Origin of the sequence: Psychromonas ossibalaenae ATCC BAA-1528, from assembly GCF_000381745.1 — a bacterium.
Taxonomy (GTDB): Bacteria; Pseudomonadota; Gammaproteobacteria; order Enterobacterales; family Psychromonadaceae; genus Psychromonas; species Psychromonas ossibalaenae.
On sequence record NZ_KB906984.1, the window covers coordinates 62,730 to 75,973 of the forward strand.

Consider the following 13,244-nt stretch of genomic DNA (forward strand, 5'->3'; position numbering starts at 1 on the left):
AGATGCTAACCAGTTTACCCATTACACGTCGTGATACGTGTAATGATAATAAAACTTTGTTTACATCATCGGCTCGCCAGAGTGGTGAGTTCATTGAGCTCAATGTGCAAAAAGACATTTCTGACAGTCCGCTTTACAATAAAGATCTGGCTCCCACCAGCATTAAGCAGCGAACTTGGCATAAAGGCAATGTTGCAGCTTTATGGGTAGGTATGGCCATTTGTGTACCTACGTACACGCTCGGAGGTGTATTAACTTCCTATTTTGGACTTTCTGTAGTAGAGGCTTTAATTACCATTCTTATCGCTAATATTATTGTTTTAATTCCACTCACACTCAATGCTTTTGCCGGCACTAAATATGGGATTCCTTTTCCTGTACTTTTACGTTCTTCTTTCGGTTTGTACGGTTCAAATATTCCCTGTTTGATTCGTGCAGTCGTGGCCTGCGGCTGGTTTGGTATACAAACGTTATTTGGCGGTATTGCCTGCCACCTTTTACTATCTACTGTCTCTCAGAGCTGGGCATCACTCGGAAGTATTGGTGAGGTTTACGGTTTTTTCATTTTCTTAGCACTTAATCTTTACGTAGTAATAAAAGGCGCTAATTCAATTAAGAAATTAGAAAACTGGTCCGCACCTATCCTGTTAACATCCGGAATAGGACTCATGCTCTGGGCACTACCGCAGATCAACTTACAAGAATTACTTTTAAGTAAAGTAGCTAGACCTGAAACGGACAGTCCAGTTCCTTATTTTATGGCTGGAATAACCGCTATGGTTGGGTTTTGGGCAACATTAAGTTTAAATATTCCTGATTTCAGTCGTTTTGTTAAATCGCAGAAAGATCAAGTCATCGGACAGGTTATCGGGCTTCCTTTAACCATGTTTTTCTTTGCTGCATTAGGCGTCGTTTTAACTTCTGCTTCTGTCTCGCTGGTTGGCGAAGCCGTATCTGATCCTATTAACCTGATAGGTAAAATAAATGATCCGCTAATAGTTATCATTGCTATGATCTTAATTATTATTGCTACGGTATCAACGAACAGTGCTTCAAATATCGTTTCACCCACTAACGATTTTCAGAATATGGCCCCAAAACTGATCAGTGAAAAGCGCGGAGTACTACTAACCGGTTTTATCGGCGTACTCATCATGAGCTGGGAGCTAATGAAAAAGATGCACTGGATAGAATCAGACATCAGTACAGAAGCCTTATTTTCCAACTGGTTGTTAGGCTACTCCAGTTTACTCGGCCCTATTGCCGGCATCATGATTGTTGATTATTTTGTTATTAATAAACAGCAGTTAGATCTACCGTCCTTATACAAAACGGGCGGCAGTTATGCCAATATTAATTATCAGGGCATGATAGCTTTTTTTCTCCCTGCACTGCTGACAATAAGCACATTAGTCACAGACGAAATGCACTGGTTCTATGATTACGCCTGGTTTACCGGTTCATTAACAGGCGCATTCATTTATTATGTTCTAAAAAAATAAGCTGAAACATAAAGGCGCTCTTATTCATAAATAAGGCGCCCTTTTTACCATTCTGACTAGTTTCCATCCTCTGCGTGGAAATGCCCCCGCAACTATCTACCACCAGACAGAGCACGGCTTCAAGCAGTTTTTTTTAAACACACGGTCAAGAAAACACCAAGAAAAAAACACTATTAAAAATGTTAATAGATGCTATTAATATTCTGCTGTTCCTCTGCCCCGAGCCTCTCTGATAAGCTCATTTCCTTTATCGTACGACATAATTTTGCAGTTAATCATTTCTGCAAGACAATACTTTTGCAGTGTATTAAATCTTAATACAGCAGCTTATTTTAGCCGTTTAGTCTAGATACTCATTAGGAATCTCATTAATCATGGAAACCAATCATTAACCATCTTAACTCGTTTACAAAAAAGGCCATTAACTCAGCAAGCTAATGGCCTTTACCTTCGTGGATTAATATTTACTAAAACCTTACCCACAGAAACAACAAATTAAAATCGCAGTCACGCATAAAAACCTTCTTTTTTATACAGGAAAGCTCACCAATGCACTAGTCAATGGTTTCTCGGCCACTTTAGAAAGCACTATTGATAATCGTAATAATCACTATCAGCCATTTTTAGCGCATTTACTTTTAAAGTAGCAATCATCTTGTACAGACCGCTTTATCAAGCAAGCACTCGCTTAGGAGTATGTGCAACTTAAGAAGTTGCATCAAAACAATAAACTAAATGCTGGGCGTAAAGCTCACCTCACTTTATTAGGATTAAATTATGTTTAATAAGCTAACTGCTTTAGCTTCATTAGTGTTTTTACCATCGCTGGCTTTTGCTGAAAAACCTCAAGATATGACTGACCCAATGTCAGTTTATACGGGAGGAGAAATTACCGCCGGTAATAAAGGGCTAGGTGCATCTTTTCAATTTGGCTTACATAAAGGCGATTGGGGACTATTGGGCAAAATTGAAGCAGAAAATAACTTTGAAAGCTCCCGTGCTCGCTTCTTTGCTCCTAATAAAAATACCGGTACGGGTCTATTTATCGATGCCGGTAGTGATAAATCCAATGAACTATTAACCAGCAATTATGCAACGCTTGGTGTAATGCAAGCCTTCACTATTTCAGACAAGGTCAAACTCTATAGCGCGATCACCCTTGGTAAGATGTGGGAGGAAAATAATCAGTTTCAAGAAACACAAATCATAACCAGTGTTAGCTATTTAAAATATGATTTTGCTGAAAAATTCTACCTTCAGCTTGCACCGCAATACAGTTACGGCCTTGATGGCGAAGAGATAAGAGATTTCTCAGCGGAGTTTCAAATTGGTTATAAAGTGGATCAAGATAACGTCATTGTCTTTACGGGGGATACCGATAATAACGCCTGGATAAGCTATCGTACCCGTTTTTAACATTTTCATGGACTGCTGGGCTTGTTTCCCCCTTGTAACAAGTCCGGCAACTGCTATGGACGGCCCCTTGCAGACGGCAAACTGCACAACAACCATCAAGTTATGCGTTCCCACACAGAGCATGGGAACTAGTACCTTAACTCAGAGAGTTTGAGTCAAGGTACTAGATAAAACTTCTTTTATTACTTCACTAATCCTTCTGCTGTCCATGACGGCGGGAAGTTTTCCGGCGTTGAAGCCCAGCTTTGGTTTGGTGTATCGCCCATGACAAATGACAGTGTGCCGCCCTGGGTTATTTCGTCATGGCTGATCCATGAACGGTCCAGGCTGATATCATTGAGAGAAACTGACTGAATATAAATATTCTGCTCAGAAACGTTTTCAGCAGTGATGGTAAAAGTATTACCGTTAGGCTGATTCAGCTCTACTTTCGGGAAAATCGGACTGCCGATAATATAACGCTGATCCGCAGGATTTACCGGATAGAAACCCATTGCGGTAAACACATACCAGCTCGACATCTGCCCGTAATCATCGTTGCCGCAGATACCTTCCGGCTGATCTGTATAACAGACATCAACAATTTCCTTCAGCCATTTCTGAGTTTTCCACGGCTGGCCGACATAGTTATACAAATAAGGCGCATGATGATCCGGCTCATTGCCCTGTACATACTGTCCGACCATACCTGTACTGAATATTGGCAGCTCCTGAGCAGGATCCGGCGTCGTTTCAAAAAGATCATCTAAACGCTGGATATAAGCTTCCTGCCCCAGTTTATCAATCACCCCGGCCGTATCATGCTGGACATGCCAGAAATACTGCCAGCCGTTACTTTCCGCAAAACCGGCTTCATAACGTTCCGGATCAAAGTCGGCAATAAATTCACCGTTTTCCAGTCTCGGCACAAACCAGGCACGGCTTGCGTCATACTGGTTTTCCCAGTTTTTAGCCTGCTTGATAAAGTGCTCATAACCCGCTTGATCACCCAGCGATTTTGCCATCTGTGCAATACCCCAGTCGTCATAGGAGTATTCCATCGCTCTTGAAGCGGCCCAGCTGTCTCCGCCCTCTTCCTCAGAATAAGGTACATAACCCTTTTCCCGATAAAGCACTATTTCCTCACGCGGCGAGTCAGCAGAATCCTTCATCGCCTGCAGTGCCAGCTGCGGATCAAATCCGTCAATGCCTTTTAACCAGGCATCGGTAATAACCGGTACCGAGTGATAACCGAGCATCATATTGGTTTCATTACCTTTCATCGACCACACAGGAAGCAGCCCGGTTTCCTGATAATGCGCCAGCATGGAGTTCACCATATCATTAACCCGCTCAGGCTCCACCAGTGTCTGGAACGGGTGAACGGCACGATAAGTATCCCATAATGAGAAGGTATCGTAACGGTCAAATCCCTGTGCCTGCTGTATCTGATGGTCCGCCCCTTTATAACGCCCGTCAACATCGGAGTGCAGTGTCGGACCTAAATAGGAATGGTAGATCGCCGTATAGAAAATTCGTTTCTTAGCTTCATCATCACTGGTCACACGTACTTTCTGCAGCTCATCCTGCCATGCCTGACTGGCGGCCGTTCTAGTCTGATCAAAATCCCAGCCGGGCAGCTCATGTTCAAGGTTTTTATAGGCCCCTTCAATATCTGCCGACGACAGTGCTACTTTCACCAGAACCTCTGTTTCCTGCTCACTGGTATCGAAACTGAAATAGCCGCGCGTATGCGAGCTCTGTACTTCTGAGCCCCCCTCTATCTGGTTATTAAGATCATCTCTGAGTTCAAACCCAGTCATCGGTTTGGAGAATTTAATGACAAAATGTTCGCGCTGATCAGCAGCCCAGCCCGTTGAATAGCGGTAACCTTCCAGCGTCGTTTCATCTACAACTCGGATCACCGTATCCGTTGGTGAATCCCAGTTCTGCGAGTAGCCCAGATTCAGCACCACTTTTGAGTCCCCGTCCTGCGGAAAACTGTAACGGTGAAAACCGACACGATTAGTGGTGGTCAGCTCAGCTTCAATGCCGTAATCATCAAGTACGACACTGTAGAAACCGGCTTCTGCCTGTTCTTTATCATGACTATAATAGGAAGCTTCCTGCTCACCGCGTTTTTGATCCGAACGGCTGTTAAACGGCATGATCAGGATATCATTAAGATCCCCCGCGCCTGTACCGGACAACTGGGTATGACTAAAACCGACTAAGCGGTCATCGTGATAACTGTAGCCGCTGATATAATCCCAGCCGCCGGTACCGTTATTCGGACTCAACTGCACCATGCCGTGAGGAACTGTTGCCCCGGGATAAGTATTAGCCAGTCCGCCGGTGCCGATCAACGGGTCAACATACTGCACCAGGTCCAGGCTCGGTTCAGGCTCGACAATATTCGTCGAATCGTCATTACAGCCGGCCAGTGCAAAAGATAAAGCAACAGCAACCGCGGCGGCAGTTAGTGAACGTTTAAAAAACATATCTACTCCTATTTTTGTGTTAAGCGGCAGCCTGACAGCATCAGAGTGCCGCAGTGTTGTTAAAGTGCCGGTTTACTGCTGCTCATTATAAAATGCAGCTGCCCGCCGGGGTAAATCTCGTCATGGTTAAAGGTATTATTGGCATCAAGCTTTTTACCGTTGATAGTTACCGATTCCACATAAATATTATCCGGGCTGTTGTTCTCAGCCGTAATGGTAAAAGTCCCGCCGTCAATGGCGACCTGCATTGCATCAAACAACGGACGACCTATGGTATATACCGGATCTGCAGGTGAAACCTGATAGAAGCCCATGGCACTCATAATGTACCAGGCAGACATCTGCCCGACATCTTCATTGCCGATTAAGCCGTTCGGTATCGGCAGGTAGAAGTTATCCATCACCTGATCGATATACTCCTGCGTTTTCCAGGGCTGGCTGGTGTAGTTATACAGGTAGATAACATGATGATCCGGTTCATTACCATGAACATACTGGCCGATATAACCGGTCATATCCTGCGGATTACTAGTGTCGGCATCTTCATCTGCAGTAAACAGTGCATTAAGGTTATTCAAGAAGCTGCGCTCACCGCCCATGACCTCTTTAAGGCCATCTATATCGTGCGGTGCAAACCAGCTCCACTGCCAGGTATTACCTTCAGTAAAGTTCTCGCCGCGGTGTTCCGCTTTATAAGGCCAGAAGTAATCGTTAGGCTCACCTTCACAGTCATCCCCCTCACAGGAAGACATATTATTAACCCAGGAGCCGTCCAGGTTTTTCGGACGCATGAAACCAGTTGAACGGTATTTTGCATATTCAGCCGGATTGTAGTCAAAGTAGTTTTTATAAGCTTTTGAACGTTCCAGATAACGCGCTTCCTGTTCACTGTCACCTGCCAGACGGGCTATCTGAGCAATACACCAGTCGTAATAGGCATTTTCTAAACCGTAAGAAACCGATTCACTCACCACAGTGTCATAAACATCCGCCGGATTATCTTTAATATCCGCGGGTACATAACCCAGGTTTTCCTGATATTCACCGTGACGGGTCATTACTATCCAGCGTCTATCACCAGTAGATGTGCTCTCAAGCGGATCCCAGTCAGCAGTTACACTCAAGTCAAAGTTGGCACTAACCTCGGCAGCCTGCATCGCTAATTCAAAGTCCTGCTGGGTAAAGGCATTCGGGTATTTAATCATGGTATCGGCAATCACCGAAACAGCAGGGTAACCCACCATTTCACCGGTATAATCGGAATGCAGCTCCCACTTAGGCAGTACGCCGCCGGTCTTATATTTATTAAGCAGATCATGCACATATTCAATGGAACGCTGTTTATCAAGAATGGTTTTCAGCGGATGGGCTGCCCGGAAGGTATCCCACATCGAATAAACCGAATAATTAGTGAAGCCTTCTTCAGCCTGATAAGCCTTACCGTCCATACCGCGATACTGACCGTCACTGTCCTGATATACAAAAGGTGCAAAGTAGGTGTGATAAAGCGCCGTATAAAACATAGTTTTCTCAGCATCAGTACCGCCTTTTAACTGGAATTTTTCCAGAACATCCCCCCAGGCTTGAGAGGCTTTTTCACGCACCAGATCAAACTCAAAACCATTGGTTTCGGCTGCCATATTGTTTTGCGCACCTTCAATACTGAGCGGTGAAATCGAGATTTTCATCTGTAAATCAGACTCATCGGCGGCAAAATTAAGATGAGCGACTACATCACGGCTGTCATTGATTTCAGTCTCCGTGGTTTGCACCCCTTCATTTTTAATCAAGTAAGACTCGAAGGGTTTGGAGAATTCAGCATAAAAATAAACGGTGTGCTTATATGCCCACTCGTTACTCACCCGCATGCCGGCAATGGCATTGTCACCAATAATCTTGAAGGTAAGACCCAGGGTATGATTACCCCATGTCCCCACCAGCTCGTGAGTGAGATCCAGTTTTATTTTTTTATCCTGATCTTCAGGGAAAGTATAGCGATGCAAAGCCACACGCTTGGTTGCGGTCAGTTCGGTTGTGATCTGATTTTCTTTTAAAAATGCGGAATAATAACCGGGTACAGAAACTTCTGAGCTTTTATCTATGCTGGCCACACCCGAGTTAAAACCGGTGTAAGGCATGAAAGCAAAATCATTAAGATCCCCTTTGCCCGCACCGGAAATATGCGTATTAGAGAATGCGCTAACTTTATCGTTGGAATACTGATACTGCCCCGGCGTACCATCTTCTATTACCCCATCTGGACTCGGCTGGATCATGCCCTCCGGCACAACGGGCCCAGGCATAACATTACCCAGACCGTCAGTACCGATAAACGGGTCTACATACTGCAGTAACGGCGATGTTTCATCAGACGGGCTATCTTGCGCTTCGTCATTACAACCTAGCAGGCCGAGTGACAAAACAGCAGAACTGATAATTAATGAGCGTTTAAACATATTATCTCCATAAACCTTAAGTAACTTAATGTTCGGATACAGTTTCCTGCGGTGCAGCGCTGCTTTATAAAACCACTAAATAAAGCAGCCGATATACCGCGGGAAACTGTGTTTAAAAACAGACAGAGGAGAACCACTCCCCTGTTTTGGCAGACTTATATTTTGGGTCTTTCAGCAGTCATCACAAAGTGCAGTTCGCCACCAGCATAAATTTCACTGTGTTTAAAGGTATTAAACTTATCCAGCGTTTTACCGTTAATGGTTACTTCTTTCACGTAAAGGTTATTCGGACCATTATTTTCAGCAGTCACTTTGAACTCACCGTCAGGCAGGTTAATAATGACTTCATCAAATATTGGGCGGCCGATGGTGTAAGTAGGGTCTCCCGGACTGATCTGATAGAAGCCCATTGCGCTCATAATGTACCAGGCAGACATCTGACCAACATCTTCATTACCAATCAGACCGTCTGGGCCGTTGTGGTAAAAATCTTTATAAACCTGATCCAGAAATTCCTGTGCTTTCCAAGCTTCATTGGTGCGGTTGTATAAGTAAATAACATGGTGAGACGGCTCATTACCGTGGACATACTGACCGATATAACCGGTCATATCCTGCAGTTCACCTTCATTAGGCTCCGCCACAAACAAGTCGTTTAATTTCTGATTTAAACCTTCAGTTCCACCCATTAGTTCAGTTAAACGATCCAGATCCTGCATCAGTGTCCACTGCCACTGCCATGCATTACCTTCCGTATACCAGAAATGATCTACCGTATGCGGGTCAAACTCAGCAAGTTTAGTTCCCGACTCATCAACCGGTACAAAGTATTTTTCAACGGGATCCCAGTGATTTTCCGACCAGGTGCTGCGGTCGATATATTTTTCATAAGCAGCTGTATTACCAGCAGCTATCGCTATCTGCGCAATAGTCCAGTCGTAATAAGACATCTCCAGCGCATAAGATACTGAGTTCCAGCTGGTTGAAGGGATATACTCATGTTCTTCATAATGGCTGTATTGTCCGGGCATAACCGACTCCAGCGTAGAGTCAGGAATATGCGGGAAATCTTCAGGGTGATAGGTAGAGCTTTCTGCGGCAGCCAGCAGGGCCGTATTCGGATCTACATCCATGCCTTTAACAATAGCATCGGCAATAATCGCTACCGACGGGTAACCTATCATGGTGCCCGTATAGCTTGAGTGCGCTTCCCACTTCGGCAGAATACCTGTGTCCTGCTGCTTGCGGATCAGATCATTAGCAAAATCCTGCGCACGCTGCGGATAAATAATAGTCTGCAGTGGATGTACGGCGCGGAAGGTATCCCACATCGAATAAATCGAGTAGTTGGTTAAACCGTTACCTTCGTGAATATTGCCTAATAAATCACGGTAGCGGCCGTCCACATCTTCAAACACAATCGGTGCAATCTGGCTGTGATACAGACCGGTGTAGAAATTAGTTTTCTCAACATCACTGCCGCCTTTAACTTCAATCACCGACAGTTCTTTTGTCCAGGCGGCCTCTGCATCTGACTTCACCTTAGCAAGGTCAAAATCAGGTACTTCTGCCGCCAGATTAGCCTCTGCTCCCTGCCAGTCTACCGGCGATAGACCCACACGGATTTCAACCGCTTCACTGCTCTCTGAGCCGAAGTCTAAATAGGCGGCAATATCAGTATCGCTCTGTACTTCACCATTCACTAACGGACGCTGCTCGCCGTCCTGATTACGCGTAAAAGCCTCGGCAATCGGCGCTGAGAATTTTGCATAGAAAAATATCTTATGGTTCTTAACCCAGGAGCCGCTTTCCCTGAAACCGCGCACCGTATAAGCATCCACCACTTCAATATCATTAACAATGCTCTCGCCGCCGTTAGCTTTCAGAGTATGGCCGATATCCAGTTTTATTTTCCTTTCGCTGCCTTCCGGAAAGCTGTATTTATGATAACCAACACGTGTTGATGCACTCAGCTGCGCTTCAATCTGTGAATCATTCAACACAACTTTATAATAACCCGCAGATGCCTGCTCAGAGTCTTTATCAAAGGTATTCTGCTCGGCATTATCTTCACTTGTGTAAGGCAGAATTAATATGTCACCTAAATCAGTAACGCCGGTACCGCTAAGATGAGTATGGCTGAAGCCGTAAACAGTAATATCTTTATCGATAATAGTGCCTTTTTCATAATCACTACCGTCATGATAACCACTGGCCGAATCCCAGCCGTCTAAGGTGGTATCCGGGCTCAGCTGCACCATGCCCTGAGGAACAACTGCACCGGGAAAGGTATGACCGGAAGCCGCTGTTCCAATAAACGGGTCAACATAATCCAGCACATTAGTATCAACCACGCCGCCGCCGCCCTCTTCGCTACTTGAATCAGAGTTACAACCAGATATTCCCAGAGCCATTGCGATGGCCAGTGGAACAAACCTTTTCTTAAACATAATATCCCCTTAGATAACTATTTTTTATCAGCTAAAAAACTTAAATTTTTACTGCCGGCAGCGAATGTATATGCAGCGACAGTAATTAATATGGGATAGATTATGGGAGAAATAAAAAGGCGCGGATATAGAATTTATTACGCATTAGCTGCACATTTGTAACCAGCGAAAAATGATGTGATTTGCCTCTCATGTAGTTCGAAAAACTATATTACAGGATCCAAGAAGCGCCTGTTATCACATTAGATAACAGGCGCTTAGGTAAGATCGATATTCTACATTGAAGACTATTTACTGCGTCGGTTTTGTACCGCTCATTTCAAAACGCAGCTCACCGCCAGCAATAATATCACTGTGTTTAAATGTCCAGTTTTCACCTAACGGCTGACCGTTAATAGTTACCTGTTTAACATACTTATTCGCCGGACTATTATTATTTGCAGTAATGGTAAACACCCCGTCAGGCAGTTTGATCTCTACCTTGCTGAACAGCGGGCGGCCTATGGTATATTCTGGAATACCCGGTGTTACCTGATAAAAGCCCATGGCACTCAGTACATACCAGGCAGACATCTGTCCGACATCTTCGTTGCCTATCAGCCCGTCCGGTGTCGGCGTGTAAAACTCGCGCATCACCTGATCCAGATACTGCTGGGTACGCCACGCTTCATCGGTTCTATTCCACAAATAAACAATATGATGTGAAGGTTCATTGCCGTGCATATACTGACCAATAAACCCGGTCATATCCGGCAGATCTTCACCGCTGGTCGACTCATCCGCATCAAAGAGTGCCTTCAGATCCTGTTTAAACGCATCCGGGCCGCCGAGCAGATTCTCTAAATTGTCAAAGTCATGGAAAATCTGCCATTTCCACTGCCATGCATTACCTTCGGTAAAGGCAAATTCATCAACATGGTACGGGTCAAATTCAGTTTCACCTTCCGGCAGATTGAATGTTCCGTCGGCATTCACCGCACGGAAGAAACGCTCCTGCGGATCCCAATAATTCAGATAATATTCTGAGCGCAGCAGGTATTCTTGTTCCGTGACCTGATCACCTGCAATCTTAGCAACTTCAGACACCGCCCAGTCATAATAGGAATACTCAATACCGTATGATGCAGAGTTCCAATAGGTGTGGGGGACAATACCGTCATTAATATGCGACTGCATCTGAATATTCTGCACCCCGCCTAATGTACCCTGATCCCAGTCAGGAAAACGCGACAGATCATAAACCGTGGTTTCTTTCAGGGCATGCAGCGCATCATTAATATCGACATCAAAACCTTTAGTGATCGCATCGGTTATAATCGATACTGCCGGATAACCAACCATAGTACCGGTATAATGACCATGCAGCTCCCATTTAGGAAGTAAGCCGCCGTCCTGCTGCTTACGAATAAGATCGTTAATATAATCCTGTGCTTTATCTGGATTAATAATCGTCTGCAGCGGGTGGAAAGCGCGGAAGGTATCCCACATCGAATAAATAGTATAATTCGGTGTTTCACCAGCCTGTTTAATAGACTGCGCCGGATCCATTGAACGGTACTGGCCGTCAACATCCTGGAAAATCATCGGTGCAATCTGAGTATGATAGAGCGCAGTATAGAAGTTAGTCTTATCGGTTGCTGTTCCCCCCTCAATTTCAACTGTGCTCAGCTCATCCGCCCAGGCTTTCTCTGCATTATCCTGTACGCTGTCAAATCCCCACTCAGGTACTTCAGCTTCAAGGTTTAACTGCGCGCCCTCAACACTGGTTGGTGATATAGCCAGACGGATTTCCAGCGGTTTCTCGGAAGGAGCGAACTCAAAATGAGAAATTATTTCAGCCGCTTCTATATTAGTTGTCGGCTCTGACGGTTCAATCTCAATATCATCAGCAATAATTTTACTACCGATAATCGGAGAAGAGAATTTTACATAGAAATAAACACTCTGATTTTTTGCCCATAAGTTACTCTTACGATGGCCGCGAACAGTATATTGATCAATGATTTCAATTTCATTAAATGTCGGCTCCGGATCATTACCCCAGCTGGCATTAAGTGTATGTGCTAAATCAAGTTTAATAAACTGAGCCTGGTCATCGGCAAAACTGTATTTATGATAACCTACACGCGGACTGGTGGTCAGTTCCGCTTTTATATTGTCGCGCTTTAACAGCATCGAATAATAACCAGGAGACGCGATCTCAGAGTCTTTATCAAAGGTGTTATAAACGGCATTTTTCTCCTCTGCATAGGGCAGAATTAATATATCACCGAGATCGGTAATGCCGGTGCCGCTTAAGTGAGTATGACTGAAACCGTAAACCGGAATATCATGGGTGGTGCCGTCATCAAAGTAACCAGAAGCCGATCCCCAGCCCTCCATGGTTGTATCCGGACTTAACTGCACCAGACCGGAAGGATATACCGCGCCGGGAAAAGTATGTCCGTCGGGGCCGGTGCCGACAAAGGGATTAACATAATCAAGCACTTTATAATATTCAGGCTGTTCGCCGCCCTCTCCTGAATTAGTGTCTTCGGAATTACAGCCGCTGAGGCCGATCACGGCTGCCACTGCCAGCGTCACAATAGAACGTTTAAACATAACCACTCCTTAAATTAAAATCTGATCGCCCCGAATACAGATAATCACTCTGTAACGGGAAATTGCGATACTGTTCATTTTTTGCGCTTAAATACTAACCTGCGCGGCACAATGCTTTAAATGGGACTATTGACGCAATTACTGGACTAAATTACCCGCCCATACAAAATGAGATAAGCGTCTCATTTGCAACGCTATTGAGAGTGCAGTCACAAAACATTTTCCTGGTTACAGAAGTGCTATAAAAGGCACATTTTTCACCTATCTCTTATTAAGTATCAAAGCATAATAACAGCTCAAAGAAAGCTGCAGGGGCGCAGCCAGGTATGCCGGGAAGCA

Annotated in this window: 6 protein-coding genes; 2 read left to right on the plus strand and 4 right to left on the minus strand. The window is 44.7% G+C overall.

All coding sequences use genetic code 11. From position 1 onward, the window contains the following. The first annotated feature begins 2 nt into the window (after nt 1-2). Together G327_RS0110565 and G327_RS0110570 are read left to right on the plus strand one after the other, a co-directional pair. A complete protein-coding gene (locus tag G327_RS0110565) occupies nt 3-1,502 on the plus strand; it encodes an NCS1 family nucleobase:cation symporter-1 (protein WP_019614745.1) in 1,500 nt (499 codons plus the stop codon). Between the two features lie 777 nt (nt 1,503-2,279). Then, nucleotides 2,280-2,918, plus strand: coding sequence for a hypothetical protein (locus tag G327_RS0110570; RefSeq protein ID WP_019614746.1), 639 nt, complete (start codon nt 2,280-2,282; stop codon nt 2,916-2,918). A 182-nt stretch (nt 2,919-3,100) separates the two neighbouring features. Here the strand turns inward: G327_RS0110570 and G327_RS0110575 are convergent, their stop codons facing one another. The 4 genes from G327_RS0110575 to G327_RS0110590 form a co-directional block, all read right to left on the minus strand. Next, on the minus strand, nt 3,101-5,398 hold the full coding sequence (locus G327_RS0110575; protein WP_019614747.1) for a GH92 family glycosyl hydrolase: 2,298 nt from the start codon (nt 5,396-5,398) through the stop codon (nt 3,101-3,103). 59 nt (nt 5,399-5,457) lie between these two features. Beyond that, the gene (locus G327_RS0110580; RefSeq protein WP_019614748.1) at nt 5,458-7,854 is read right to left on the minus strand and encodes a GH92 family glycosyl hydrolase; all 2,397 of its coding nucleotides are present in this window, start codon (nt 7,852-7,854) and stop codon (nt 5,458-5,460) included. A gap of 155 nt (nt 7,855-8,009) precedes the next feature. Continuing rightward, nucleotides 8,010-10,304 carry a GH92 family glycosyl hydrolase gene (locus G327_RS0110585; RefSeq protein WP_019614749.1) on the minus strand — a complete coding sequence of 765 codons (2,295 nt, stop codon included), beginning with the start codon at nt 10,302-10,304 and terminating at the stop codon, nt 8,010-8,012. Between the two features lie 291 nt (nt 10,305-10,595). Then, nucleotides 10,596-12,905, minus strand: coding sequence for a GH92 family glycosyl hydrolase (locus G327_RS0110590; protein ID WP_019614750.1), 2,310 nt, complete (start codon nt 12,903-12,905; stop codon nt 10,596-10,598). Nucleotides 12,906-13,244: the final 339 nt, after the last annotated feature.

Coding starts and splice junctions, on each gene's coding strand:
- G327_RS0110565 (WP_019614745.1), top strand. CDS start 3: ATGCTAACCAGTTTACCCATTACACGTCGTGATACGTGTAATGATAAT.
- G327_RS0110570 (WP_019614746.1), top strand. CDS start 2,280: ATGTTTAATAAGCTAACTGCTTTAGCTTCATTAGTGTTTTTACCATCG.
- G327_RS0110575 (WP_019614747.1), bottom strand. CDS start 5,398: ATGTTTTTTAAACGTTCACTAACTGCCGCCGCGGTTGCTGTTGCTTTA.
- G327_RS0110580 (WP_019614748.1), bottom strand. CDS start 7,854: ATGTTTAAACGCTCATTAATTATCAGTTCTGCTGTTTTGTCACTCGGC.
- G327_RS0110585 (WP_019614749.1), bottom strand. CDS start 10,304: ATGTTTAAGAAAAGGTTTGTTCCACTGGCCATCGCAATGGCTCTGGGA.
- G327_RS0110590 (WP_019614750.1), bottom strand. CDS start 12,905: ATGTTTAAACGTTCTATTGTGACGCTGGCAGTGGCAGCCGTGATCGGC.